23 protein-coding genes and 1 pseudogene are annotated in these 25,086 nt (G+C 64.1%); 10 read left to right on the top strand and 14 right to left on the bottom strand.

What is annotated here, in order from left to right:
* Positions 1 to 297: 297 nt before the first annotated feature.
* From IVA79_RS34150 to IVA79_RS34135, 4 genes are all read right to left on the bottom strand, one after another.
* Positions 298 to 1,530, bottom strand: coding sequence for a rhodanese-like domain-containing protein (locus tag IVA79_RS34150; protein WP_247561527.1), 1,233 nt, complete (start codon positions 1,528 to 1,530; stop codon positions 298 to 300).
* A gap of 71 nt (positions 1,531 to 1,601) precedes the next feature.
* Positions 1,602 to 2,786, bottom strand: coding sequence for a PepSY-associated TM helix domain-containing protein (locus IVA79_RS34145; protein ID WP_247561526.1), 1,185 nt, complete (start codon positions 2,784 to 2,786; stop codon positions 1,602 to 1,604).
* A gap of 2 nt (positions 2,787 to 2,788) precedes the next feature.
* Positions 2,789 to 5,113 carry a TonB-dependent siderophore receptor gene (locus IVA79_RS34140; protein WP_247561525.1) on the bottom strand — a complete coding sequence of 775 codons (2,325 nt, stop codon included), beginning with the start codon at positions 5,111 to 5,113 and terminating at the stop codon, positions 2,789 to 2,791.
* 200 nt (positions 5,114 to 5,313) lie between these two features.
* Positions 5,314 to 6,198, bottom strand: a complete 885-nt coding sequence (locus tag IVA79_RS34135; protein WP_247561524.1) for a dihydrodipicolinate synthase family protein — start codon at positions 6,196 to 6,198, stop codon at positions 5,314 to 5,316.
* A 178-nt stretch (positions 6,199 to 6,376) separates the two neighbouring features.
* On the opposite strand from IVA79_RS34135, the gene IVA79_RS34130 reads away from it, so the two are divergent.
* Both IVA79_RS34130 and IVA79_RS34125 read left to right on the top strand, forming a co-directional pair.
* The gene (locus tag IVA79_RS34130; protein WP_247561522.1) at positions 6,377 to 7,789 is read left to right on the top strand and encodes an FAD-binding oxidoreductase; all 1,413 of its coding nucleotides are present in this window, start codon (positions 6,377 to 6,379) and stop codon (positions 7,787 to 7,789) included.
* An 8-nt stretch (positions 7,790 to 7,797) separates the two neighbouring features.
* Positions 7,798 to 8,463 (top strand): GntR family transcriptional regulator, encoded by a 666-nt coding sequence (locus IVA79_RS34125; protein WP_247561521.1) that lies wholly within the window; start codon positions 7,798 to 7,800, stop codon positions 8,461 to 8,463.
* A gap of 4 nt (positions 8,464 to 8,467) precedes the next feature.
* On the opposite strand, the gene IVA79_RS34120 is transcribed toward IVA79_RS34125, so the two are convergent.
* Entirely contained in the window at positions 8,468 to 8,632 is a 165-nt protein-coding gene (locus IVA79_RS34120; RefSeq protein ID WP_247561519.1) for a hypothetical protein, read from the bottom strand.
* A gap of 39 nt (positions 8,633 to 8,671) precedes the next feature.
* Here IVA79_RS34120 and IVA79_RS34115 point away from each other — a divergent pair, with 39 nt between their 5' ends.
* A complete protein-coding gene (locus IVA79_RS34115; protein WP_247561518.1) occupies positions 8,672 to 9,004 on the top strand; it encodes a hypothetical protein in 333 nt (110 codons plus the stop codon).
* Here the strand turns inward: IVA79_RS34115 and IVA79_RS34110 are convergent.
* Genes IVA79_RS34110 through IVA79_RS34090 form a run of 5 tightly spaced genes read right to left on the bottom strand, consistent with a single transcriptional unit; the run spans position 8,980 to position 14,431 of the window.
* A complete protein-coding gene (locus IVA79_RS34110) occupies positions 8,980 to 10,545 on the bottom strand; it encodes an ABC transporter substrate-binding protein (protein ID WP_247561517.1) in 1,566 nt (521 codons plus the stop codon). The genes IVA79_RS34115 and IVA79_RS34110 overlap by 25 nt on opposite strands.
* 25 nt (positions 10,546 to 10,570) lie before the next feature.
* Complete coding sequence (locus tag IVA79_RS34105; protein WP_247561515.1) at positions 10,571 to 11,599, bottom strand: ABC transporter ATP-binding protein; 1,029 nt, start codon at positions 11,597 to 11,599, stop codon at positions 10,571 to 10,573.
* A complete protein-coding gene (locus tag IVA79_RS34100; RefSeq protein WP_247561513.1) occupies positions 11,596 to 12,585 on the bottom strand; it encodes an ABC transporter ATP-binding protein in 990 nt (329 codons plus the stop codon). The genes IVA79_RS34105 and IVA79_RS34100 overlap by 4 nt, the downstream gene beginning before the upstream one ends.
* Positions 12,582 to 13,475: an ABC transporter permease gene (locus tag IVA79_RS34095; RefSeq protein WP_247561512.1), complete on the bottom strand. Its 894-nt coding sequence runs from the start codon at positions 13,473 to 13,475 to the stop codon at positions 12,582 to 12,584. Before IVA79_RS34095 ends, IVA79_RS34100 begins: the two co-directional genes overlap by 4 nt.
* Positions 13,476 to 13,489: 14 nt before the next feature.
* Positions 13,490 to 14,431: an ABC transporter permease gene (locus IVA79_RS34090; protein WP_247561510.1), complete on the bottom strand. Its 942-nt coding sequence runs from the start codon at positions 14,429 to 14,431 to the stop codon at positions 13,490 to 13,492.
* A gap of 210 nt (positions 14,432 to 14,641) precedes the next feature.
* On the opposite strand from IVA79_RS34090, the gene IVA79_RS34085 reads away from it, so the two are divergent.
* From IVA79_RS34085 to IVA79_RS34075, 3 genes are all read left to right on the top strand, one after another.
* Positions 14,642 to 15,676 (top strand): LacI family DNA-binding transcriptional regulator, encoded by a 1,035-nt coding sequence (locus IVA79_RS34085; RefSeq protein WP_247561508.1) that lies wholly within the window; start codon positions 14,642 to 14,644, stop codon positions 15,674 to 15,676.
* A gap of 2 nt (positions 15,677 to 15,678) precedes the next feature.
* Positions 15,679 to 17,091, top strand: a complete 1,413-nt coding sequence (locus IVA79_RS34080) for an amidase family protein (protein ID WP_247561506.1) — start codon at positions 15,679 to 15,681, stop codon at positions 17,089 to 17,091.
* Between the two features lie 77 nt (positions 17,092 to 17,168).
* Positions 17,169 to 19,190: a YgiQ family radical SAM protein gene (locus IVA79_RS34075; RefSeq protein ID WP_247561504.1), complete on the top strand. Its 2,022-nt coding sequence runs from the start codon at positions 17,169 to 17,171 to the stop codon at positions 19,188 to 19,190.
* Between the two features lie 16 nt (positions 19,191 to 19,206).
* Here IVA79_RS34075 and IVA79_RS34070 read toward each other — a convergent pair whose 3' ends face one another.
* Complete coding sequence (locus IVA79_RS34070) at positions 19,207 to 19,500, bottom strand: DUF718 domain-containing protein (protein WP_247561502.1); 294 nt, start codon at positions 19,498 to 19,500, stop codon at positions 19,207 to 19,209.
* Between the two features lie 318 nt (positions 19,501 to 19,818).
* Positions 19,819 to 20,067 carry a type II toxin-antitoxin system Phd/YefM family antitoxin gene (locus IVA79_RS34065; RefSeq protein WP_247561499.1) on the bottom strand — a complete coding sequence of 83 codons (249 nt, stop codon included), beginning with the start codon at positions 20,065 to 20,067 and terminating at the stop codon, positions 19,819 to 19,821.
* A 183-nt stretch (positions 20,068 to 20,250) separates the two neighbouring features.
* Between IVA79_RS34065 and IVA79_RS34060 the strand changes: the two genes are divergently transcribed.
* Both IVA79_RS34060 and IVA79_RS34055 read left to right on the top strand, forming a co-directional pair.
* Positions 20,251 to 20,709, top strand: a complete 459-nt coding sequence (locus IVA79_RS34060) for an Rrf2 family transcriptional regulator (protein ID WP_247561497.1) — start codon at positions 20,251 to 20,253, stop codon at positions 20,707 to 20,709.
* A gap of 26 nt (positions 20,710 to 20,735) precedes the next feature.
* Positions 20,736 to 21,419, top strand: a complete 684-nt coding sequence (locus IVA79_RS34055; protein ID WP_247561495.1) for a class I SAM-dependent methyltransferase — start codon at positions 20,736 to 20,738, stop codon at positions 21,417 to 21,419.
* 965 nt (positions 21,420 to 22,384) lie between these two features.
* Here IVA79_RS34055 and IVA79_RS34050 read toward each other — a convergent pair.
* Both IVA79_RS34050 and IVA79_RS34045 read right to left on the bottom strand, forming a co-directional pair.
* Positions 22,385 to 22,579, bottom strand: a complete 195-nt coding sequence (locus IVA79_RS34050) for a hypothetical protein (RefSeq protein WP_247561493.1) — start codon at positions 22,577 to 22,579, stop codon at positions 22,385 to 22,387.
* A gap of 205 nt (positions 22,580 to 22,784) precedes the next feature.
* Positions 22,785 to 23,252 carry a phasin family protein gene (locus IVA79_RS34045; protein ID WP_247561491.1) on the bottom strand — a complete coding sequence of 156 codons (468 nt, stop codon included), beginning with the start codon at positions 23,250 to 23,252 and terminating at the stop codon, positions 22,785 to 22,787.
* Between the two features lie 431 nt (positions 23,253 to 23,683).
* Here IVA79_RS34045 and IVA79_RS34040 point away from each other — a divergent pair.
* Positions 23,684 to 23,885 (top strand): annotated as a pseudogene (locus IVA79_RS34040) (integrase); the annotation flags it as partial.
* A gap of 410 nt (positions 23,886 to 24,295) precedes the next feature.
* On the top strand, positions 24,296 to 25,009 hold the full coding sequence (locus tag IVA79_RS34035) for a Crp/Fnr family transcriptional regulator (RefSeq protein ID WP_247561489.1): 714 nt from the start codon (positions 24,296 to 24,298) through the stop codon (positions 25,007 to 25,009).
* Positions 25,010 to 25,086: the final 77 nt, after the last annotated feature.

Below are 25,086 nucleotides of genomic sequence, written 5' to 3'. Positions count from 1 at the left end.
AGCCAGATAGACTGTGGCATACTCTGCAGCGGCGGGTGCGTCAGTGCGATCGAGCTTGATCATCTTGGTCCTCCGAGGCTGGGTGGTTGGCAATCCAATCCTAACCTCTTGACCACCCGCCGCCCCATAGGATCTGAGGCGCGAGGCATGGGACGCAACGCGTCCCATGGGGAGCCTCGAAGGATGCACGGCCCCGATGTAGCCGGGCCGTCGCCCTTCGGGGGCCGCAAAGAAGCGGCCTCCTCAGGGTGACGGTGAGGGAGTAGTGCACCGTCCAGACGCGCGTTTAGCTCAGTCTCAAATCACATAAAACCCGTGCGTGCCGTCGCGGCGGAGCTGCTCGACGAGGCCGTATTCCCAATCGAGATAGGCCTGCATCGCGGCTTGCGCGACGTCGGTACCTTCATAGGGACGGCGGTAGCGGTGGGCTGGATCGGGCTTGGGCAGCACGCGCGGCGGGCCGATCTCGAGCGCGCCGTCATAGCCTCCCTCCAGCACATAGACCTCCCAGCCCATCTGCGCCAGCCACGACGCCGTCATGTCGGCGCGGACGTTCCTGTCGTCGGTCAGGACGATACGCGCCCCGCGCACCGGCGCGGCCATGTCGGTTTCCTGGACGAGCTGACCACCGGGATAGTGGCGGAAGCCCGGGAGATGGCCGGCGGCATATTCTTCCGCATCGCGCACATCGAAGAGGTAGAGCGTGCGGCCAGACTGCGCAACAAGTGTGGCCATCTCGTTCGCGACGATGTGGCGCACGCCGGCGCGATAGGCGACATCGCGCGCATTGGCCGGACCGCCCTCGAACGGTCCGATCGCGCCGCGCCTGTCGGCGCCGTGGTCGAGCCTATGTCGTGCCAGCGTCCAGCCGATGGTGCCGTTGCGCAGCGCGCGGACCCTGTTGGGCACGCCGGCATTGATCAACGACTGGGTGCCGATGATGGAGCGGGTGCGGCCGGCACAATTGACGATGATGGTAGTGTCAGGATCAGGCGCGGCCTGCCCTGCGCGCAGCACCAGCTCCGCGCCGGGCACGCTGACTGAGCCCGGAATGTTCATGGTGGCGTACTCGTCGAAGCGGCGAACGTCGAGGATGGCGATGTCAGCCTTGTCGGCGATCAGCTTGGCGACCTCGTCGGCACTGAGCGACGGCGTATGCCTGCGCGACTCGACCAGTTCGCCGAACGCTTTCGAATAGGAATTGACGTCCTCGAAAACCTCATAGCCCGCCGCACGCCAGGCCCTCAGCCCGCCGTCAAGCGCGCTGATATGGATATAGCCGAGCGCGGCGAGGCGCTCGGCGCCGGTCGCGACCAGCCCTTCACCATCGTCATAGAGCACGATCGCCACGTCCTTGCGCGGCAGCCTGGTCTCGGCCTCGATCTCGATCCGGTCCACGGCCATGTTGGCGGCGAACAGCGGATGCCCGGTCGCGAAGCCTGCCTCGTATCTGAGATCGAGCAGCGCAATCTCCTCACGCAAGAGCAGCGCGCGGCGGATATCGGCGGGGGTGACGGTGGGGAGCTTCATGGCATGGACCCTGACAGGGATAAGCCATGGGCTTTTGACCGATTGGAAGCGAGTTGGCTAGCCTTGCCGGCTCACTCGCCGGGAACGAGCCGTCCCAGCGGTGGCTGTGCCGGACGGCGCAGCTTGCGGCGCGACAGATAGAGCAGGATTCCCGTGACCGCGAACAACGGCATCAGCATCGCGGCCATCATGAAGGCGAGCTTGCCCGGCCAGCCCAGGATCGCGCCGCGATGGGTGTCGTAGATGGCGGCGATGATCGTTTCGCCAAAGGTCTTGTCGGCATAGCGCTCGGCGGACACCAATTGCCCGGTGACGGCATCGATGCGGAATTCGTCGCGCGTGGTCTCGAGCAACGACGCCTTCCCCCACGACCGGATGCGTATCGCCGTACCCGGCCCCGCCGGCAACGTCAGCAAGGCCCTTGAGAACCGGTCGCCCTCCTCGCGCTGGAAGGTCGTCCATGCCTGATCGAATCCGATTGGCGACGCCGGCTCGGCGCGGCCGGCCGCACGCGGCGACTTTGCGGGCATCTTCGCTGCGGTGAGGTGAGGACGCGCCAACAGCCAGGTCACGCCGTCCTTGTACCACTCGAAGGAGAAATACAGCCCGGTGAGCGTCATCGTCAGATAGATCGGGAGAACCCAGGTGCCGATCACGGTGTGCAGCGTCCGGTGCAGTCCGCGGCCGCTGAGCCCGAGATTCGGCTTCAGCCACATCTTCACGCTGCCGGCGCGACGCGGCCAGCGCAGCACGAGACCCGAGATGAGCATGACGATCAGACCGAGGGCGATCGTGCCGGTGATCGGACGTCCCCAACCCTTGCCGTCGCTGGGAATCAGCAGCCAGCGATGCAGCTTGCGCACGGTCGCGAAGAAGGCCTCGCCGCGGGGCGAGCCCAGCACGTGTGCGTCATAGGGATCGACATAGAGCGAGGCCGGGCGTCCGCCCTGCTCGTCACGGCCGAAGCGGACATGGGCCGCCGACGACGGATCGCTCGACAGCGTGACGGCCGAGACGTTGCCGAGATCCTGCGCCGCCTTCAGTCGCGCGACCAGCGCGTCCGGCATCAGTACGGGCGCCTGACGCGGCGCGACCTGCATGATGCCGGCGTTGAGATGATCGACGATCTCGTCCTCGAAACTCATGATCGCGCCTGATAGCGCGATCAGGGACACCAGCAGCGCGAGGACAAGGCCCGCGATGGAATGGACCTGGAACAGGACCGCCTTGATCGTGTGTCCCCACCGCGCTGCCATGGCTAGAACTTCACCGTCGCCGACAGCGAGACACGCCGCGCGTCGCCGATGGCGACGTTCAGATTGTTGACGGCGGAGGAGTAGTAGACGGTGTCGAACAGGTTCTTGACGTTGAACTGGTAGATCACCGGCGTGTTCTGGTGCTTCGTCTCATAGGTCGCAAAGATGTCAGCGACCACATAGGACGGCAGGAAGAAGGAGTTGATGGAATCGCCGGGACGATCCCCGACATAGCGCGCGCCGCCGCCGAGGCGAAGCTGGCCGGGCAATACTGTGCCGAAGTCGTAGACTAGATAGAGCGATGCAGTGTTCAAGGCGACGTTTTGCAGCTTCTTGCCGAGCAACGTCAGATCATCGGACGCCGTCACGCGGGCATCGGTATAGCCATAGCTGCCGATCAAGGCCCAGCCGTCGGTGAGCCTGCCGGTGACGTCCAGCTCGATGCCGCGCGAGTGGGCACGGCCGACGGTGTGGAGCTCGACCACGCCCGCACTGTTGGTCTTCGTCGTCTGCACGTTCTTCTTGTCGAGATCGTAGAGCGCAAGCGTGCCGGAGATACGCTTGTTCAGATCGAACTTGACGCCGGCCTCGTATGACACGCCCTCTTCCGGGGCGACGTTGGAGTCGATCACCACGCCGATCGGCGCAATCGTCGAATTCGGCTTCAGCGATTGCGTGTAGCTCGCATAGAGCGAGATCTGGTCGGTCAGCTTGAAGATGGCGCCGCCAAGCGGCAGCACCTTGTCTTGCGACACGTTGGTATTGGTCTTGAACGGCTTTCCGCGTCCGGCGATCTGATCGTAGTCCATATAGCGCACGCCGCCGACCAGCGCGAACCGCTCGGTGAGATGTAGCGTGTCCTGGGCAAACAGCGACCATTGGCCGAGCTTGTCGGTCTGGGCGCTGTCGCTGTTGGACACAGTTGAGCCGGGGCCGATCAGACCGTAGACGGGATTGTAGACGTTGAAGGCGGGCGTGGTCTGCCGGATCAGGTTATCGCGGTAGATGGTACGATACTGGCCGTCGCCGCCGAACACCACCTCATTGCGCATGTCGCCGAGCCAGAAGCTCCCAGAGATATAAGACGTTCCGTAGCTGACGTTGCTGAGCGAGCTTCCCGTGCCATCGTTGCTGCGCGTCTCGTTGCCGGTCGTGAAGTTGATGTTGGTGATGCGGAGCTGGTTGGCGCTGAAGGTTTCGGTGTTGTAGCTGTAGCCTGCGTAGAGCTTCCAGTCCTGGTCGAAGCGGTGCTCGACCGAGCCCTGGATCAAGTCCGACGTGCCCCAGGTGTTGTTGAACGGCTCATCCAACCGGCGCGTGGACGGCACGGCCAGTGGCGCCTTGGTCGCCGGATTGAACGCCGTGCCGCGATCGAACGGGTAGATGAATTCGCGGTGCTCGTAATTGAGCTGCACCGTGGTGTCCTGGCCGTACCAGGCCAGCGACGGCGCCACCAGTATCTCGCGGTGACGGCCGAAGTTGCGCCAATAGTCCTCGCTGACGCCGTAACCGATGAAGCGATAGGCAAGGCCCTGCTCGCCGATCGGGCCGGTGATGTCGAGCAGGCCGTCGGCGCCGGTCTTGGAGGCGTTGAAGGCCGAGCCGAGCAGCGTGATCGAGCCGTGCTGATAGAGTTCCGGCCGCTTGCTGATGGTGTTGACGATGCCGCCGGGATCCATGATGCCGTAGAGCAGCGAGGCCGGCCCCTTCAGCACCTCGACGCTTTCGACCGCGGGATTGAGGCTGCGGCCCTGCACCAGCGGCATGCCGTTGCGCATGATCGAGCCGTCGCGATTGTCGCCGAAGCCGCGGCGGATCACGGCGTCCTGGCTGCCGGCCAGCGTGTTGGTCTGGGTGATGCCGGAGACGTTGATGAGCGCATCGTCGATGTTGCGGGGCAGTTGGTCCTTCAACACCTGCTCGGGCACGACGTTGACGGCCTGCGATGTGTCGAGCGGGGACGCGCCGCTGCGTAGCGTCGTCGCGCTCGGCATCGCGCGATAGCCGAGCTTGGCGGCCTGCTGCGCGGCGGCTTCCGCGGCCGCGCGCTCCGAGAGCGTCGGCGCTGCGGAGGCGGAATTACGGTTGCGCTGGCGCGCGGCGGTCTGGGTGCGGCGTGACGACTGCTCCGACGCGCGCGCCGGTTTCGGCCGCTGCACCGGCGCATCCACCGTCACCGGCGGCAACGCCGATTGCGCCCGCACCGTCGTCGTGTTGGAGCTGCATTCAGCGAGCAGCACGGCCGCTCCGATGAGAAGACTCGCACGGCTCTTGCCGGCGTGAGTTCGACGACCGTTGACGCATAGGCCGTCCAGATGAACAGGCACGTTCGATTCACTTCCAGGTCAGACACAGCATTGAAGCTGGCGCGTCTAACAGCCACGGCGCGCGAAGAGAACCGCAGGCGGACTTGAATCGCTCTAATAGCAGACCGTTTGAGAACAGATCGGCACCGACCGCAATCTGCAATTGCGGCGACGGCAAGCGCGGCACGCAGCACGCGAATTTGCCGCGCCGTGTCGCGATGTTACGCGACGGCAGGCGCCGTCAAATCGTCGAGCTTCCGCTTGAACGCGGCGCCGTCCGACAACGCGCGGAGCGGCGGGCGCACGCGCAGCCAGGCGGGGTCGCCGGTCTGCGCTGCGAGGATCGCCTTCAGCGTCGCGAGGAACGACGGCGTCTTCAGCACGACGTCGATTGCAGCCTGCATGCGCGCCTCGACATCCTTGCCGTCGACCATGCCCTGAACCAGCTCGGGAACGACGTTGGCCATGCCGCAGATGGTGCCCGCGCCGCCGGCGGCGATCGCGCGGGCGATATCGGCTTCGTTGCCCACCGTGATGGCGAGCTCGGGAGCTGCGGCACGGAAGGCCTGGAACTGCTTGAAGTCGCCGCTGGAATCTTTCAGACCCGCGACCACCTTGCCGTAACGCTTGCGCAAGTTCGCAGCGACGCTGGTGGGGATCGCGACGCCCGACGTTTGCGGGATGTGATAGAGATAGGCGCGCAGCCGGTCGTCGGCAACGCCGTCGATGATCGCGGCAAAGGCATCCTCGATACCATCAGGCGTGACGCTACGGTCGAAGTAAGGCGGCAGCACCAGCACGTGACGCAGGCCGAGGCCAAGCACGGCGCGCGAGAGTGCGATGCTGTCGGTGATGGCGGGAAAGCCGCCGCCGATGCCGATACGCTCCGGCGCAACACCGGCCTTCAGCACGGCTTCGATGCTCGCGAGACGCTCCGCGACGTTGAAGGATGTGCCCTCACCGGTGGTGCCGAACAGCACAACGCCGTCGACGCCCTTGCCAAACAGCTGCTTGGCGTGAGCCGCGAGCTTTGCCGAATCCACGCTGCCGTCGGCCGCCAGCGGCGTCGCCGACGCCACCCAGAACCCGCGAATTGCCTCGGTCATGACACTGCCCTTTGCTTCGATCCCGAACTAAGCCTCTGATCTTCAACGATCTTACGAAACCGTATCGGACCTTGTTTTTGCTTTACTTTTCACCTTGTACCTTACATACAAGACACACGCAAACCCTTTCCGCGCACCGGTGCGCATGAGCGCAGCCCATCTTCAGAGGAGGTCTCGCATGAACATGGTGACCCCCGTTGGGCGACCCGACCAATTGCTCGGCGCCCTGCGCGACAAGCTCGGCGCAGCCGCCGTGTTGATCGGCACCGACGTGCCGGCACGCAATTGCAACGACTGGAGCGCGAGCCTGCCGCAGACGCCGCTCGCGGTGATCCGCCCCGTCGATGCGCAAGGCGTCGCCGATGCGATTCTGGCCTGCCGGCAGGCGCGGCTTCCGTTTGTGCCGCAGGGCGGATTGACCGGGCTGTGCCGCGGCGCATCGCCCGAAGCAGGCTGGGTCGCGATCTCGCTGGAGCGCATGACGGGCATCGAAGAGATCGACCCGGCCTCGGCGACGATGACGGTGAAAGCGGGCACGCCGCTGGAGACGATCCAGAAGGCCGCCGACGAGGCCGGCTTCTTCTTTCCGCTCGACCTCGGCTCGCGCGGCTCCTGTGCGATCGGCGGCAATCTCTCGACCAATGCCGGCGGCAACCGCGTGATCCGCTACGGCATGACGCGCGAGCTGGTGCTCGGCCTGGAAGTGGTGCTGCCGGACGGCACCGTCATGACCAGCCTCAACAAGCTGATGAAGAACAATGCCGGCTACGATCTGAAGCACCTCTTCATCGGCTCCGAAGGCACGCTCGGCATCATCACCCGCGTGGTGCTGAAGCTGTTCCCTAAGCCGCGCTCGACCATGGCTGCGCTGTGCGCGCTCAAGGACTATGCCGCGGTGATCGCCCTGCTCGATGCGGCGCGCTCGGGGCTCGGCCCGCTGCTGTCGGCGTTCGAGGTGATGTGGCCGGACTATTGGGACGTGATCACGATACGTGCCGGCGTGAAGCCGCCGGTCGCCGCAGGTCACGGCCTCTATGTGCTGGTCGAAGCACAGGGCACCGACGAGAGCGTCGACGCGCCGCGCTTCCAGGCCTGGCTCGAGGAGCTGATGGAGCGCGGGCTGCTGGCGGATGCTGCCGTCGCGCAATCGCTGGCGCAGACGCAAAGCTTCTGGCGCGTGCGCGACATCTGCGCCGAGTTCGGCCAGGTGCTGGGCCCGCACATCTCTTATGATATCGGCCTTGCGGTTAAGCGCATGGACGAGTTCGTCACGCGCTGCAAGGCCGCGCTCGCCTCCGGCATCAAGGGCTGCGAGAGCGTCTATTACGGCCATATCGGCGACGGCAATCTGCATCTGGTGTCCTGGGTCACCGGCCTTGCCGTCGAGCAGCAGCCGAAGGAAGAGATGGACGCGATCATCTACGGTCTCGTGCGCGAGCTCGGCGGCAGCGTCTCGGCCGAGCACGGCATCGGCACCTTGAAGAAGAAGTGGCTGGGCCATGCCAGGAGCGAGGCCGAGATCGCGCTGATGCGGACGCTGAAGGCGGCGCTCGATCCCGATCATCTGCTCAATCCCGGCAAAGTGGTCTGAGAGAACGGATGCGATCGCTCAAGCTCGATACGCCGAAATCGCTGTCGCGGCGGGTGATGCAGCGGTTGCGCCAGGCGATCATCGACGGCGAGTTCGCGCTCGGGGCCGCCATCTCCGAGGAGATGGTGGCCAATTCCTTCGGTGTCAGCCGCACGCCGGTGCGCGAGGCCATGGGCCAGTTGCAGGCACAAGGCCTCGTGGTGATCCGCCCGCAGGTCGGCAGTTTCGTGTTCACGCCGAGCGCGGACGACATCAACGCGCTCTGCACCTTCCGCATCGCGCTCGAACCCAGAGCGGCCGAACTCGCCTTCCGCCACGATCGCGACGGCGCGATCGCGGCGATGAGTGCAGCGATCGCGGCGATGGAGCCGGCGGTCACGGCCAAGAACAACATCGCCTATGGCCGCGCCGATGCTGCCTTTCACGAGGCACTGTTCACCCATTGCGGCAACCGCTACCTCGCCGAATCCTATCAGTTGGTCTCCGGCCGCGTCGCCGCGCTCCGCACCAACCTGACCTCGCCGATCGACGTGCGTACCCGCACGTCCTTCGACGAGCATCGCAAGCTGCTCGATTTGTTCGCACGCGGCGCGTTCGCCGCCTTCGAAGACCTGATGACGACGCACATCACCAATTCGGGAACCGTGTACGCGAAAGCGCTGAAAGTGGATTGAGCGCCTACCGCTCTTCCTGCGGCCCCGGCCTGTCCAGGAAATCCAGCGCGGTGTTGATCTGCTCGAGCTGGTACTCGATCTTGTCGCGATCCTCCACCGACGGCGCCGTGTCGAGCTGTTCCACGAGCTTCTGCTTCCGCAACAGCAAGTTCTCTATGACCGTGCTCACAATTCCCCCATCGCCAGAGGCGACGTCGCGAACGCCGAAATGCTGGAGGCGCGCACAACCCGGGCTCGCGTCGAACCCTCCATCAGAATGTTGCTGGTGGCAATTGGTTCCTCCGGAGCGGTTGGAACCGTCGCACCTTCCGCTCACCGCGCCGCGAAGATGCCGGCGAGTTGCGCCGGCGCAACATGGCTTCGGGTGATGAAAGCCGAGAACACTGTCGACAGCGCACACGGCATGAAGAGCGTCATCCGCGCAGTCCTGCGATCGGTGATTGGCAGGAACAGGAAGAACATCATCGCCAGTAGGCGGCCGGGCGATCGCAAATTGCGACGCCCGGCCGGATTGAACTACTTCTTGGTGATGTTCCAGTAGACCGGGACCGCGCCCTTCACGATGCCGTCGACATTGCTGCGCACAGCCCGCACCAGATAAAGCTGTGCAGCCGGCCAATACGGCACATAGTCGACAGCGCGGAGCTGGAGGTCGGCCGCGATCTTCTTCTTCTGCTCGCTATCTGTCGCAAACGCGAATTCGTTGCGCAGCTTTTCGATCTGCTCGTCGCAAGGCCAGCCGAACCAGGCCTTGTCGCAGTTTGAGCGCAGACCAAGATGGCCGACCGGCTCGAACATGTCGGCGCCCGTCGGCCCCGACATGAACAGCGACCAGCCGCCCTTGTCGACGGTTTCCTTGGACGCACGGCGCCCGACCAACGTGCCCCAGTCCATCGCCTGTGGCTCGACCTTGAGGCCGATCTGCCGCATCAGCTGCTCGGCGACGAGGCTGAACGTATTTGTCGGCCCGCTTTCGGTCGCATGCAGCACCACCACCGGCGTACCGTCATAACCACTCTCGGCAATCAGCTTCTTGGCTTTCTCGATATCGGGCTTGGTCCAGCCAGCGGCCGTGAAATAGGGCGACGAGCACATGTAGAAGCTCGAGCAGTTCTTGTAGAGCTTGGGGTCGCTGACATAGGCGCGCGCGAACTTGTCCTGGTCGATCATGTAGCTGATCGCCTGCCGGACCTTTGGATTGTTGAACGGCGGCACCGCAACGTTCATGCGAAACACCATCTGCATGCCGAGCGTGTCCTGCGGCATGGTCTTGATGTCGGCGTTGCCGGCAAGTGTCGGCAGGAAGTCCGGCGGCACCTCCTCGAAAATGTCGATCTCGCCGGCCTGGAGCGCATTGAGCGCGGTCTGCGCATCCGGAATGTAATGCCATTCGACCCGGTCGACCTTGGCGAGCTTGCCGCCGGCAAGCCCGCTTGCCGGTTCCGAGCGCGGTTTGTAGGACGGGTTCTTGATATAGACGACCTTGGAGCCCGGAACCCACTCGTCCTTTTTCATCGTAAAGGGACCGGAGCCGGTCGAATCTGTGATGGCGGTATCGGCCGGCGTCGCCGCGATCGCCTTCGGCATGATGAAGGGCACATTGGAGCTCGGCTTGGAGAGCGCTTCGATCACCAGCCCCCACGGACGCTTGAGCTTCAGCTCGAAGGACTTTTCGTCCTTCGCCGTCAAGCTGTCGCTGACGGAAGCAAGCTGTTGCCCGAGACCGTCACGCTGCCACCAGCGCTTCAGTGAAACGACCGCATCTTCCGCGGTGACCGGCTGGCCATTGCTGAAAGTCAGGCCGCCGCGCAGCGTGAACGAATAAGTGAGTTGATCGCTGCTGACCGCAAAGGACTCCAGCATCTGCGGCTGCGCGACGAGCTTCTCATCCAGCGAGAACAGCGTGTCGTACACCATATAGCCGTGGTTACGAACCATATAGTCGGACGTGATCACGGGATCGATCTGCTTGAGATCTCCGAACGGGCGGATCTTGAGCACCGTCTCCGCAACGGCAGGCGATATTGCACCCAGCAAACCGGCTGCGACCATGACGGCAAATATTCGTTTCGGCGATTTCATTTGGTACTCCTCCCGTTTGCTGCTTCTAGGCGACTGCGTCAGGGGTCGCGGTCCGGCCCGGACCCGGAGCATCGAAGCGTGGCAGCGACCGTGCGTGGTGACAGGCGACGGCGTGGCCAGGCGTGATCTCGGTCACCGCCGGCGCGTGTCGTGCGCAAATGTCCGTTGCGAACGGACAGCGCGTGCGAAAGCGGCATCCGGACGGCAGCGAAGCGGCGCTCGGCACCTCGCCTTCGAGAGGCGCGCGGCGGCGGCGGTTGCGCGGGTGGACCGCAGGGACAGAATCGATCAACGCGCGCGTATAGGGATGCGCCGGCGCAGCGAACACGGTCTCCGCCGGCCCCTGTTCGACGACGGCGCCGAGATACATCACCGCCACGTCGTCCGCGAGATAGCGCACCACCGCGAGATCATGCGAGATGAACAGATAGGAGATCCCGATCTCGCGCTGCACATCCTTCAAGAGATTCAGGATTTGCGAGCGGATCGACACGTCTAGTGCGGCGACCGCCTCGTCCGCGACGATCAGCGCGGGATCTGCGGCGAGTGCCCGTGCGATGCCGAGACGCTGCCGTTGCCCGCCGGACAGGTGATGCGGCAGACGTGCCCGAAAATGTTGCGGCAGGCCCACCTGGTCGAACAGCCGCGCGACCTTGCGCCGTCGCGACATGGCATCGCCGATGCCGAAATTCTGCAGGGGTTCTTCGACGATCTCCGCCGCCGTCATGCGCGAGTTGAGACAGGCGAGGGGATCCTGGAATACCATCTGCACCTGCTGGCGCTTCTTCCGCAGCGTCTCGCCGGAGAGATTGCCGAAGTCCTCGCCATTGATGTGGACGGAGCCGGCCGTCGGCCGCAACAGGCGCACGACCATGCGGCCGATCGTGGTCTTGCCGCAGCCGCTTTCACCAACGAGGCAAAAAGTGCGTGCGCGCGCGACAGCGAAGCTGACGTCGTCGACCGCGCGAAGCTCGCGCCGGCCGAACAGCCCGAAAGGCCCCTTCCGTGAGGTGAAGATCTGGGTCAGACCGGAGACTTCGAGGACGGCGCTCATGCAGGCTCCACTGCGCCGGCCTTACCAAGCCAGCATGCCGCCAGGTGCTCGCCTGCGCCCGACAACCGCGGCAGATCGGACTGACACACCGGCATTGCCGCGCCACAACGCTGGCGAAAGGCGCAGCCCGTGCCGAGCAAGGCCGGGCTCGGCACGCTGCCGGGGATCTCGACGAGACGATCCCGGGTGCCGCTGTTGAGTTGACCGATCGCGCCGAGCAGGCTGCGGGTGTAGGGATGGGCCGCGGCATCGAAGATGTCGTTGACGCCGGCCTGCTCGACGATGCTCCCGGCATAGAGCACGACGACACGGTCGGCCATTTCCGCGACGACCCCAAGGTCGTGTGTGATCAGGAGTACCGATGTGCCGAACTCGCGACGCAGATCGTCGATCAGGGTCAACACCTGGGCCTGGATGGTGACGTCGAGCGCGGTGGTCGGCTCGTCGGCGATCAACAATGCGGGACGCAGTGCGAGCGCCATCGCAATCATCACGCGCTGCCGCATGCCGCCGGAGAGCTGGTGCGGAAACTCGGAGGCACGCCGCCGCGCATCCGGAATGCGGACGAGATCGAGCAATCCGATCGCCTGCCGCCGTGCGTCCGCTTCGGACACGCCACGATGCTCGACGATCACCTCCGCGATCTGCTCACCAACGCGCAACAGGGGATTGAGCGACGTCATCGGCTCCTGAAACACCATGGCGAGACGGTCGCCCCGAAGTTTGCGCAGCTCTTCGGCACCGAGCGTGACGAGATCGCGCCCTTCGAAGAGGATGCGTCCGGAAGCGATCTGCATGACGTTTTGGTTGAGCAGACCAATGATGGAGAGCGCGGTCAGGCTTTTGCCGCAGCCGCTCTCGCCGACGAGGCACAGCGTTTCACCCGGATCGATCGCAAACGAGACGTTGCGGACGAGCGGCACCGGGGCGCCTCGCCTGTTGAGCGTAATGGAGAGGTTCTCGACCGAGAGCAGCGGCGCACTCATCGCATCTCGCCTCCCGCAAAGCTCGGATCGAGCAGATCGCGAAGAGCATCGCCGAGCAAATTGGCGGCGAGCACCGTGATCGCCAACATCAAGGCGGGGAAGCCGAGGATCCACGGCGCGATCTGCAGGAATTGCCGCCCCTCCGACATCATGTTGCCCCAGCTCGGCACGTCCGGCGGCGTGCCCGCGCCAAGAAACGACAGGATCGATTCCAGGATCATCGCGGAGGCAAAGACGTAGGTCGACTGCACCATGATCGGTCCAGCGGCGCCGGGCAGGATGTGACGACCCAGGATGGCCGTCGTGCGCCCGCCGCAGATGATGGCGGCCTCGACATAGACGCGTTCGCGCAAGGTGAGGACGCTGGCGCGCACCACGCGCGCCATACGGGGAATTTCCGGCAGGCTGATTGCCGTGACGATCACGACGGGCGAAGCGCCGATCAGCGCCACGAGCGCGATCGCGAGCAGGATCGCGGGGATCGCCATGACCGCATCCATTGCGCGCATCACGATCTTGTCGACGCTGCGGAAGTAGCCGGCGACGACACCGATGCTCACGCCGATCAGCGTGGTGAGAATCGCAACCGCAATCCCGACCGACAGCGAGACACGTGTTCCCGTCAACGCGCGAGCGAACACGGACCGGCCGACTTGATCGGTTCCGAATGGTTGCGCAAGCGACGGCGACTGAAGCCGGCTCAGCGGGTCCAGCGCGGCGGGATCCGCGGTGATCCACGGGCTCACCACGGCCAGAGCGCCGAAGGCGAGCAGGAGAGCGCAGCTTAGAGCCAGTACAGGCTGACGAACCGGCAGGCTCGCGATCCGCGCAAACCGGTTGACGCTGATGTCCGGCGTATCGAGTCCTTCCGCTGCGGAGGTGATCGTCATCGGCTCCTCGCGCATCAGTACCGGATCCGCGGATCGACGACGGCGTAGAGAATGTCGACCACGAGATTGACGACGACGTAGACAAAGGCGAACAGCAGAATCAGAGCTTGCACCACCGGATAATCGCGCCGGAGAATCGAATCGGCCGTCAGCCGGCCGAGGCCGGGAATGGAAAACACGGTCTCGGTGACGACGACGCCACCAAGCAGCGCAGCAAATCCGATGCCGACGACCGTGATGATCGGGACTGCGGCATTGCTGAGCACGTGCCGTGCGATGATCTTGCGAGGCGCCAGCCCCTTGGCATGGGCGGTGCGGACATAATCTTCGCGCAGCACCTCCAGCACCGCGGCGCGCGTCACTCTCGCAATCAGGGCGATATAGAGGAAGCTCAGCGAGATCGCGGGCAGCACGAGCGAATGCAGGCAGACCAGCACGCCTTGCGAAAGCGGCTTGTAGCCCTGTACCGGAAACCAGTGCAGGCCGAGCGCGAGCGTATAGACAAGCGCGAAAGCGACGACGAAGACCGGCAATGAGAAGCCGAGCACCGCCCCTGCCATGGTCAGGCGCGCGACGAGTCCCCTGGGACGATAGGCGGCGACGAGGCCAAGCGGCACGGCGACGACCACTGCAATCGTGATCGTCATGAGGGAGAGAAGCAGCGTCGGCTCGATCCGCTGCGCGACGAGCTGCGAGACTGGGATGCGGCTGAACAGCGACAGGCCGAAATCGCCGCTCAGGATGCGTCCGGCCCATGCGAGAAAACGCGGCAGCAGCGGCAGATTGAGTCCGAGCGCCTGGCGCACCGCCTCCACCTGCGACGGTGAGGCGAAGTCACCGGCGATCAACACGGCGGGATCACCCGGCACCAGGCTCAGCAACAGAAAGACGAAAACCGCGACGGCAAGCAGCACGGGAATGGCCGCGAACAGCCGACCTAGCACATAGCCGGTCATGCCGAGCCCTCCGGCCCGCGAATGCGGTCCGTCGAGCGCCGGACGCAATCCACGCCCCGCACCACCGCCTCCCCTTACCTTAGTTAATCGTTTTTCTACTGAAGCACGGAAGCCGGCGTCTCGCAACAGGATAGTGCATTTCTTATTGTCTTTTTGACTTGCCTGGAGTCGGTCTCAGCAATACAAAAACGTTTAACATAAGGAGAGCCAATGTCGGCAGGGCCGCTGCCCACCATTCATGAGGTCGCCCGGCTCGCCGGCGTCTCCGTCGCCACCGTGTCGAAGACGCTCAATCGGTCGGGCAAGGTCAGCGAACTCCTTCAGGAGCGCGTCAATGCGGCAGCACGCAAGCTCGGCTATGCACCGCATGCCAGCGCCCGCAGCCTGCGCAGCGGCGCCACGCGCATTCTCGGGCTGCTGGTGGCGGATCTCGCCAATCCCTATTTCCTGAAGCTGGTCGAAAGCATCGAGCGGTTGTCGAGCGCGGCCGGCTATTCGGTCATTCTGTGCAACAGTGCCGAAGACCCCGAGCGCGAGGAGCGGCATCTGGCCATGCTGCTGTCGCAGCGTGCCGACGGCGCCATCGTCATCCCGACGCGGCGCGGCTGGAGCGGACGCCAGGCGGCGCTTGCGAACCTGCCGATGCCCGGCATTTTGGTGGATCGACGCATCGAAGGGCTCGACCTCGATTCGGTCACGACCGACAATCTCGCACTCGGACGGCTCGCGGCCGAACATCTCGACGATCTCGGCCATCGCCGCATCGCCGTGATCATGGGATCGCCCGAGCATCAGATCGCGCGCCATCGTCTCGACGGACTGAGAAGCGGCCTAGCCGCGCGCGGTATCACGCTCGACGAACGGCTGATCGAGAAGGACAATTTTTCGGAGGCCGCCGGTCATGCCGCCGCAATGCGGCTGCTCCGGGGTGCGCAGCGACCGACCGCGATCTTCGCCACCAACAATCATCTTTCGCTCGGACTGCTTCGCGCCATTGCCGAAAGCGGCCTCACCATTCCCGACGACCTCTCCATCATCGCGGTGGACGAGCCTCCATGGGCCGGGCTGGTGCGGCCGGGCATGACCGTCGTGACGCAGCCGTTCGAGGCGATCGCCCAAACCACGATCTCGACCCTGCTGTCGCGAATTTCGGAAGGACGCGCCGGCGTCGAGGACGAGGCGAGATCGATCCAGCTTCAGCCGGCGCTCGTGGTGCGCGGGTCCACCGCCGCGATCCGGACATAGACATGAGCGATGCGTCCGGCCTTGCGCCGCCCACCGGCATTCTTGCGCTGTCCGCCGTCGACGCCATCGCCGAGATTCGCAAAGGCCATGCGTCGCCGCTCGATGTGGTCGATGCCGCGATCGGCAGGATCGAGGCGACGGATGCGCGCATCAACGCGATTCCGGTTCGCTGCTTCGAAGCTGCACGAGGTGAAGCACGGCGGCTTATGGAGAGAACCGCGGCCGGCGAGGATTGGCCCCTTCTCTGCGGCCTTCCGCTTGCGGTCAAGGACAACACCGACGTCTCCGGCGTGCCGACCAGCGGCGGTAGCAAGCTGACAGCCCGTGGCGCCCCCGACATATCGAATCCCGCGATCGACCATCTCCAGCGCAACGGCGCCATCGTCGTTGGCAAGAGCAATCTGTCGGAGCTCGGCGGCGCCAACACCACGAACGCACTGTTCGGTGCGACGCGCAATCCGTTCTTTCCTGCACTGACGTCGGGAGGTTCCTCCGGCGGGTCCGCGGCGGCACTGGCCGCGCATCAGGTCTATCTCGCCCATGGCAACGATGTCGGCGGCAGCCTGCGCACGCCGGCCGCGTTCTGCGGTGTTGCGGGGCTGAGGCCCACACCGGGCCTCGTGCCAAGAAAGCCGCTCTCCGATCCGTTCGACACCGTTTTCGTCGAGGGCCCGATGGCGCGGACGATTCCCGATCTTGCCATGATGCTGGATGCGATGGCCGGCTTCCATCCGCCCGATCTGTTGTCGCGGGAGCAGCCCGCGTCATTCCGAAACGCCGCCGCACGACCCAGATGGGCGAAGCGGGTAGCGGTGTCCGAGGATCTCGGCCTGCTGCCGGTCGATCGCAGCATTCGTTCCGGCTTCCGCGGCGCGATCGATCGGCTCCAGCGCGCCGGCTGCGGGATCAGCGAGGCCGCACCTGACGTCGCAGGACTGCCGCCGGTGATCCGCGCGCTGCGGGGTCTGGCCTATCTTGCCGCCTGGGGCAGGCTTTGGCCGCAATCGCGCGATGGCTTCACGCCAGAGGTCGCCGGTGACATCGCGCATGGTGAAAGCCTGTCCGCAAGAGACATCGCGTCCGCAATGGAACAGCGGGCGGCAATCTACCGGCGCATGCATCTCTTCTTCAGCGACTTCGACGTCCTGATCTGCCCGACCACGCAGGTTGCGCCCTTCCCCGTCGAGATGATGTGGCCGGCCGAGATCGAGGGGACAGCGTCGGAGACCTACATCGACTGGATCATGATCACATATGTCTGGTCGATCCTCGGCTGCCCCGCGCTGGCGGTGCCCGCCGGCCGCGATGGGGCCGGCATGCCGGTCTCCTTGCAGATCGTCGGCCCGCCGCATAGCGAGGCGCGCCTGATCTCCTTCGCGGCCCGGATCGAGCAGACGTTTTCCTCGCCGCCCTGAGGGAAGCCCCACGGAACCGGATCTTTCACGCGCCCGTCGGTTGAATTCATGGCCTCGGAGTCCTATGCGTAGGCGCCATGGACACCCAGATGATCACCGCCGAAAAGCCGCTGATGGCCCGGGCGCAGGCGCGCAAGCCGGCACCGTTCCTCCCGATGAGTCGCGCCGAGATGGATACGCTCGGCTGGGACGCCTGCGACATCGTGCTGGTGACCGGGGATGCCTATGTCGACCATCCGAGCTTCGGCATGGCGATCATCGGCCGCCTGCTGGAGGCGCAGGGGTTTCGGGTCGGCATTATCTCCCAGCCGGACTGGCATTCGGCCGAGCCCTTCAAGGCGCTCGGCAAGCCACGGGTGTTCTTCGGCGTCACCGGCGGCAACATGGACTCCATGGTGAACCGCTACACCGCGGATCGCCGCCTGCGCCATGACGATGCCTATACGGCCGGCGGCGAAGGCGGCAAGCGGCCGGACCGCTGCACCGTCGTCTACGCGCAGCGCTGCCGCGAGGCGTTCAAGGATGTTCCGATCGTGCTCGGCGGCATCGAGGCCTCGCTGCGCCGGATCGCGCATTACGACTACTGGTCCGACAAGGTGCGCCGCTCGGTGCTGGCCGATGCCAAGGCCGACCTCCTGCTGTACGGCAATGCCGAGCGTGCCGTGGTCGAGGTGGCGCAGCGCCTCGCCGCCGGCGAAGCGCCGCGCGCGCTCGACGACATCAGGGGCGTCGCACTGTTCCGCAAGGTCCCTGCTGACTACACCGAGCTGCACGCCGACGATCTCGATTCCGCCGACGAGGGCGCAACGCGCCAGAAGGGCGCGACCGTGATCCGGCTGCCGGCGCTGGAGCAGGTCGAGCAGGACAAGGAAGCCTATGCGCGGGCGTCACGCGTGCTGCACCGGGAGAGCAATCCCGGCAACGCGCGGCCGCTGGTGCAGCGCCATGGCGACCGCGACCTCTGGCTCAACCCGCCACCGATCCCGCTCACGAGCGACGAGATGGACGCGGTCTACGATCTGCCCTATGCGCGCGCGCCACATCCGTCCTACGGCGAAGCCAAGATTCCCGCCTGGGACATGATCAAATTCTCGGTGACGATCATGCGCGGCTGTTTCGGCGGCTGCACCTTCTGCTCGATCACCGAGCACGAGGGCCGCATCATCCAGAACCGTTCCGAAGGTTCTATCCTGCGCGAGATCGAAAAAATCCGCGACAAGACACCCGGCTTCACCGGCGTGATCTCCGACATCGGCGGCCCCACCGCCAACATGTACCGGATGGCGTGCAAGGATCCGAAGGTCGAGGCGGCGTGCCGGCGGCCGTCCTGCGTCTTCCCCGAGATCTGCCCGAACCTCAACACCTCGCATGACGATCTGATCCGGCTCTATCGCAAGGTGCGCGAGACCAAGGGCATCAAGAAGGTGATGGTGGCCTCCGGCGTGCGCTACGACCTCGCGGTCGAGAGTCCCGAATACATCAAGGAGCTCGTCACCCATCACGTCGGCGGCTACTTGAAGATCGCACCTGAGCATACCGAGCGCGGCCCGCTCGACAAGATGATGAAGCCGGGCATCGGCGCTTACAACAAGTTCAAGCGCATGTTCGATGAAGCGGCCGAACGCGCCGGCAAGAAATACTATCTGATCCCCTATTTCATCGCGGCACATCCGGGCACGACCGACGAGGACATGATGAACCTCGCGCTGTGGCTCAAGAAGAACCGCTACCGCGCCGACCAGGTGCAGACCTTCCTGCCCTCGCCGATGGCGACGGCGACCGCGATGTACCACACCGGCGTCAATCCCTTGCGCGGTGTGCGCCACGGCGGCAGCGACAAGGTCGAGGCGATCAAGGGCCTGCGCCAGCGCCGCCTGCACAAGGCCTTCCTGCGCTATCACGACCCCGACAATTGGCCGGTGCTGCGCGAGGCGCTGAAAGCGATGGGCCGCGCCGATTTGATCGGCTCGCAGCCGCACCAGTTGGTCCCAGCACACCAGCCGCCCGGCACCGGCAAGGCCGCCGGCACGCGGCGGCCGGTCCGTCCGGGCGAGAAGACCCAGCGGTTCACGACCAAGGGCCTGCGGGTGATGAAGTAGCCGGAAAGCTCGCCTGCTAGAGATCGAGCACCACCTCGCCCGAAACCGCATCCGTCATGCCGCGTCCGTTGCCCTGATCCTCGAGCACGGACCGGAAACTGTCGAGGGTCTTGATCATCGCTGGCCGTGCCGCGACCAGCGCATCCTGGCTGGACCAGGTGCCGATGAGGCAAAAAGTTTGCTCACCGGTCTTGATGATGACGCCGTGCTCCAGGCCCGGCCATTCGGCCTTGCCATTCCGGTGCGCGTCGAGGAAGGCGGCTTCCTCACCTACCTTCACCCTAAACTTGACCACGTTGTAAACCTGCATGATGCGCCTCCGAAAAAATGGATGGATGAAAACGGGCGCCGCGCGAGGTCAGGAAAGTCCGTGCGGTGCCCTGGCCGATTGTTGCCCTCGCGCGCGGCGGCGTCACCGTGACAAATCAGCATGGCGACCTCGGTCTATTGGGCCCGCCGAACCAAAAAGTCGAAAACAACCCCATGCACAGTAGCCGGCCCTAGCGGGTTCAATGGCTTAGGCGGATGCAGAGAATGTTGACCGGTCGGGCAGAACGCCGTTGCACCGTCGGGCAACACAGGCGCATGATGGCATCGTCGGATAAGTGGGATAGAGCCGGCCGAGGCTCTACACCGTATCGATATCCTCAAGCTTCACACCGCGCCCCGCGCGCAAACTGTTGCGCGCCTGCTCGACGCGCTGCAGGAAGCGAGCGTCATGCTCCAAGCGGTATTCGAACCAGGCGTCCTCCGATTCGAAACCAATCAACACGCCGGCCGGCTTGCCGTGGCGCGTGATGACAATCTCCTGCGTCTCGGCCTCGCGAAGGTAGCGAGACAGATCATCCTTGATCTCGGAGAGCGGAACCTCTTTCACTCCGGATTTCCGAATTGTGCGAGCCATGCCTCGGCCTCCGATTTGGCAACGATCGCCAGAATTTCGGCGGTCGCGCCGGCAACGTCGTAGAATACCCTGACGTCGTCCACGCGGAAGTCCTGACGTCCACCCCGCGACGGAAACCGATTGACTCGAACGTCATCATGTAACATAAAAAATTACATGAGACGAGACTCCCGATTATCCGGCGTGCTGCATGTGCTGCTGCACATGGCGCAACAGCCCGGCCCGTTCACGTCCGAGACGCTGGCGAAGGCGATGGACACCAACCCGGTGGTGATCCGGCGCATCATGGCGGGCCTGCGCGAGCTCGGTTATGTCCGCTCCGAGAAAGGGCATGGCGGCGGCTGGCGGCTGGCCTGCGATCTTTCGAAGGTGACGCTGCGCGACGTCTATACCGCGCTTGGCAGCCCGGCGCTGTTGGCCATGGGCAACCGGACGGAGGCACCCGGCTGCCTCGTCGAACAGGCCGTCAATGCCGCGCTCGATCAGGCCTTTCACGATGCGGAGGCGCTGCTGCTGTCGCGCCTCGGCGAGGTGACGCTGGCGATGCTGAGCGAGGATTTTCGCAAGCGGCTCGGCTCCCGCAAGCTTCAAGGCATGCGCGCCCATGGTGCGTGATCGGCCCATTCGGCAAGGACAACATCATGACCGACATTCAAACCATGTTCTCCGATCCGCAGGCCGTGGCGCGATACACGGAAGGCCCACCACGCTTCGTGCCCGGCTACAATGCCATGCTGTCGATGGCGGCGATCCTGCTGGCCGAGCGTGCGCGTGACGATGCGCGCATCCTCGTGCTCGGCGCCGGCGGCGGCCTCGAGTTGAAGACGTTTGCGCAAGCGCAGCCGCGCTGGAGCTTCGACGGCGTGGACCCCTCCGCGGCGATGCTGGCGCTCGCCGGGCAGACCCTGGGCCCGCTCGCATCGCACGCGCGTCTTCACCAGGGCTATATCGACGATGCACCGGACGGACCGTTCGACGGGGCCAGCTGCCTGCTGACGCTGCACTTCGTCGATGTCGCGGAGCGACGCCGCATCGCCTCGGAGGTTCGCCGCCGGCTGAAGCCGCGCGCGCCCTTCGTGGTCGCGCATTTGAGCGCGCCCGATGGCGATGAGGAACGTCCGCTCTGGCTGTCGCGGTACTCCGCGTTCCTGGCCGCCTCCGGCGTCGAGCCCGAGCAGGCCGCGGCCGCGCGGAACGCCGTCACCAATCATCTGGAAATCCTCACGCCCGCGCAGGACGAAGCGATCTTGCGTGAGGCCGGCTTCTCCGAGCCGACCCTGTTCTATACCGGGTTCACGTTCCGCGGCTGGGTGGCCTACGCTTGAGGCGGCACGGCTTCGCCAACCGGCCGAGCATCATGCAAAGCCGGATACGCCCCGGGCGTGCAGTCACGATTCATTAGCCCGCGACACAGGCCACGGCGGTTCTGCCCTCGGTTCCAGCTCTTTTTCGATCCGGAAAAACCTCCGGGCTGGGGCCGATGTGGTCTCTACTCCGGCCGAGCAATCGGCTTGATGTAGAGCAGTCCGGTCAGTTTGATCGGATATCATAGCGACGTTTGAGCCGGTCGTTGGTCGTCTTTGCTGCGTATTGAACGCGCGCAAGATCGCAGCCTTCCTGTGCGACGACATGCAGCCTCCACTCTGTGGTGCCGGGTCGGTAATCTGGCCCGAACTCAACTTCGATGGAGACAACCTTTTCTGTGCCTGGAAAACTCCGGATCTCTTGCAGCGCAATTCGCTCAAGTTCGTCCTTCGAAACCGGTGATCTCGACACCGTTCGCTCCTGAGGCTGGAGGCGACTGTTCAAGGCGCTCGACTACTCAATGCAGTCAATGATCTCGACGTTCCTCCTCATGATGAGGGGCGGATCGCGATCGCTCCAAGCTCGCGCCATCTTATGGGCTGATCAGCGCGATTCGTAGGGAGAAAGGCTGGAGAAAATTGGCAGTCCTTTTGGCCTTTCTGCGGCCTCGGGTGATGTCTGCAGTTCCCCGCTGTCAAGCTTGCGGAGTCCTAGAGCTCGGATCGGCTGGGCGCCTGCCCAGATCGCCCGTTCCTTTCAAAGCATTCCAATCAGAATAAAGAGCCCGATCTCGGCCAGGCAAGTGACGCTCATGATCGCGGCCGTAAGGAGTACGTCGCTCGTTGATAGAGGGTTCATGAATGTCTCACATCTTGCCGCGGCTGAAATCCATGAACCGGTCATGCAGCTTGCGCCTAAAGGCCGCCGGGACCGAGACAAGGTCAACAAATCCGTTCGCCGTTGGGGTACTTCCGGGAAGCCTGCGCTACGACGGCGCGGTCCGGATGCCCGGCTCGTCGACCCAGGCTTCTCGCGCGAACCACGGGTGATCGGTGCGGCAGATCGGACAACGGGTGCGCGAGAAAAACACCGCGCGGCGTCCAAAGCTCTCGAGATCAGACTTGATTCCGGTGGGAATCGCGTGCCCGGTTTGCGGACATTTGACCATGACCATTCCCACGTTGCCCTCCCTTGCGATTTGTCTTTGTTGTAGTTTGCAGAAAAGCCCGGCCGGTTGAAATGCGCCTCTCGTCAGTGCGGGGTACTTGGGGGGCATCGCGCACCTTGTTGATCGAGCATGGGCAGTGGGGCGTGCTCGCTCAGCTGGGCGTGTTCCAACCAGCCGGATCCTCTTCAAACGAATCCGTACATGAAAGCGCGCTTTCTTAGCCGTCTTGGTGGAGGCCCCTGGTGAAGTGCTTCCTGATCGGCTCACCCGTTTCCGTCGCGACCTTCTGGGCAAGCGCCCACAATTCCTTGTTCTGCTCAGAGGCGGTGTCGAACACCTTGCGCGCTTGCGCCGCCGACAATGCATAGGCATCGGTGGCTGACTTGCTGCCGAACAGATGGACGAAGAAATCGAGCGCAGAAGCCGCATTGGCGTTTGAGATTTCGAACAGCTTGAGCCCGTAGTCGGTCGTGCATCTCGCATTGCTCGAATAGGTCTCACGCAGCGCCTGCGTCATCTCTTCCGATGCGGCCTTGATCTTCTCGCAGCCTTCCCGTGCGCGGGCGAGACCTTGCTCGGCAAGCTCGCGCCCCATGCCAGGAAACACGACCTTCGAGAAATCCAGCCATGGCATCTCGAAAACGTTCGTTCCGTTCGGCGGCATTTTCATTTCGCTTTCACTCACGCAACATTCCCTTTCTCAAGCGAAAGCATTCCTCGCAACGCTCGCTTGCGTCACGAGAGCTCACGCTCTGTGTTCGACAGATTTTGGATGAGCCTTGATCTAGCCCCGACCCGATACGACTTTGTGCTGCGAGAAGCGGAAATGTCGGTTCGGTTTGTGACTCTCGCTCAAACTTTTTTTGAGATTGTCAATTCAAACGAAGGTATGTCGGGGAGTGACTGTGCATAACGGGGATATCGCAGGGGGTGGGAAGTTCCCTGCTCGGGGTAAGCATTGAAAAGGAGCCCGGTGCCAGCCGCGTTGGGGTGCGCCCGCTCGATGTTCAGCAGTCCGCGACGATCGGGTTTGATGCAGCCGGAAGCCGACGTAGATTCAGAGATTACAGGTTCAAAGGTGATCGGCCTCGTTAACTGAGGAGGTCATCATGAGCACTGCAGAGAGCGTCCAACAGCGTCCCGTGGAACAAGGGGAAGATCATTGGTGCGAAGCCGCCACTCCGCCCGAAGCACGTTTGGTCGATCCGGACCAAGCTTCAGGTTGAGGATCGAATCCGTGATCTGGCGTTGTTCAACGTCGCGGTCGACAGCAAGCTCCGGGGGCTGCGACGTGATCATTTTGAAAGTCGATGACGTGGCACCCAAGCGGCTATGCGGCCGATAGAGCAAGCGTCCGCCAGTGTGCCGGCGGAATTCCTAAATGCCCGCTTCCAGTAGCTTGTGCTCATCGTGCACCGATCGCAGTGAGAGGCATGGTTCGCGCAACTCTCTCACCGTAGCGTTTGCCGCGCTCCGGAAATTGGAACCCCCTATGGTGTTACCCATACGCATTTTGCAATTGTGCCGCGTGGCGCTTGAATCTAAGTCCATCAATGATGGCGCAAGATAAAACGTCGCCTCACGGTCGCGCGTGTTTGGAGTTTTATTTTTGAGATTGAGAGCTTCCGCAGCTGACTTGGATTTCGCAGCGCGAAGTGTACTCGGTTTCAAACAAAGTTCGAGTTTGCCGTCCTATGCCGCTCGAAATGTTGTTCGCGGTGGGCTACGGTGACGCATCCCGGCGGAATTGAGAACCGACTTCTCGCAGCACTACCGGTGGCAGATCTCGGTCTGCTGGCATCAGACCTAGAGATGGTCGCGCTCGATCGGGACGCGGTCATCTCGCGGGCGGGTGAGCAGACCGAGCATGTCCTGTTCCCTCATAGTGGCGCCATTTCGGTGATGATCGAGATGGCGAACGGGCAGACGGTCGCCAGCGCTGCGATAGGGCGCGAGGGAGCAGTAGGCACTCTTTCCGTGCTGGGGCCGTCCCCTGCGGCCGTTACCGCCATCGTTCGTGCCGCCGGCACCGCCTCGCGGATCCCCGCATCGCGTTTCCACGCGGCTTTTAGCCGGAGCCCCGCGATCCGCCACGCTGTCCAGCTTCACTTCAAGGCGATGCTGATACAGCTACAAATCGGCGGAGCCTGCAATGCGCTGCATCCGGTCCAAGCCCGCATGGCACGCTGGCTGCTCCATCTTCGCGACCGCGTCGACCACGACGTCCTCCCGCTCACCCAGGAGACGCTTTCGCAAATACTGGGCGTGCGACGGACGACGGTGACGCTCCTGATGCACAATCTGCGCGCTTCCGGAGCGATCAGATCTGAACGGCGAGGCGAAATCGAGATCGACCCATCGCGGCTCGCAGCGGTCGCGTGCGAATGCCGCGACGCCATGCGTCTCGAAGCCGACGATATCTTTTCTATCGATCCAGCCTGAACTCGCGTTTGGTTCTGCCGGCGCGTTAAATGAAACGGGCGATGCGACCCGCTTCGGCGTGGCCCGGTGAAGCTGGC

Origin of the sequence: Bradyrhizobium sp. 138 (genome assembly GCF_023074075.1) — a bacterium.
Taxonomy (GTDB): domain Bacteria; phylum Pseudomonadota; class Alphaproteobacteria; order Rhizobiales; family Xanthobacteraceae; genus Bradyrhizobium.
Note: the sequence above shows the minus strand (reverse complement) of the source record. Positions and strands in the feature narration are given on the sequence as shown.

Bases quoted from the DNA above. Each gene is read 5' to 3' on its own strand.
- IVA79_RS34150 (WP_247561527.1), bottom strand. From the start codon at position 1,530: ATGAAGCTCCCCACCGTCACCCCCGCCGATATCCGCCGCGCGCTGCTC.
- IVA79_RS34110 (WP_247561517.1), bottom strand. From the start codon at position 10,545: ATGAAATCGCCGAAACGAATATTTGCCGTCATGGTCGCAGCCGGTTTG.
- IVA79_RS34115 (WP_247561518.1), top strand. From the start codon at position 8,672: ATGCTGGAGGCGCGCACAACCCGGGCTCGCGTCGAACCCTCCATCAGA.
- IVA79_RS34135 (WP_247561524.1), bottom strand. From the start codon at position 6,198: ATGACCGAGGCAATTCGCGGGTTCTGGGTGGCGTCGGCGACGCCGCTG.
- IVA79_RS34075 (WP_247561504.1), top strand. From the start codon at position 17,169: ATGGACACCCAGATGATCACCGCCGAAAAGCCGCTGATGGCCCGGGCG.
- IVA79_RS34095 (WP_247561512.1), bottom strand. From the start codon at position 13,475: ATGACGATCACCTCCGCAGCGGAAGGACTCGATACGCCGGACATCAGC.
- IVA79_RS34090 (WP_247561510.1), bottom strand. From the start codon at position 14,431: ATGACCGGCTATGTGCTAGGTCGGCTGTTCGCGGCCATTCCCGTGCTG.
- IVA79_RS34055 (WP_247561495.1), top strand. From the start codon at position 20,736: ATGACCGACATTCAAACCATGTTCTCCGATCCGCAGGCCGTGGCGCGA.
- IVA79_RS34130 (WP_247561522.1), top strand. From the start codon at position 6,377: ATGAACATGGTGACCCCCGTTGGGCGACCCGACCAATTGCTCGGCGCC.
- IVA79_RS34100 (WP_247561513.1), bottom strand. From the start codon at position 12,585: ATGAGTGCGCCGCTGCTCTCGGTCGAGAACCTCTCCATTACGCTCAAC.
- IVA79_RS34060 (WP_247561497.1), top strand. From the start codon at position 20,251: ATGAGACGAGACTCCCGATTATCCGGCGTGCTGCATGTGCTGCTGCAC.
- IVA79_RS34080 (WP_247561506.1), top strand. From the start codon at position 15,679: ATGAGCGATGCGTCCGGCCTTGCGCCGCCCACCGGCATTCTTGCGCTG.
- IVA79_RS34125 (WP_247561521.1), top strand. From the start codon at position 7,798: ATGCGATCGCTCAAGCTCGATACGCCGAAATCGCTGTCGCGGCGGGTG.
- IVA79_RS34085 (WP_247561508.1), top strand. From the start codon at position 14,642: ATGTCGGCAGGGCCGCTGCCCACCATTCATGAGGTCGCCCGGCTCGCC.
- IVA79_RS34145 (WP_247561526.1), bottom strand. From the start codon at position 2,786: ATGGCAGCGCGGTGGGGACACACGATCAAGGCGGTCCTGTTCCAGGTC.
- IVA79_RS34105 (WP_247561515.1), bottom strand. From the start codon at position 11,599: ATGAGCGCCGTCCTCGAAGTCTCCGGTCTGACCCAGATCTTCACCTCA.
- IVA79_RS34070 (WP_247561502.1), bottom strand. From the start codon at position 19,500: ATGCAGGTTTACAACGTGGTCAAGTTTAGGGTGAAGGTAGGTGAGGAA.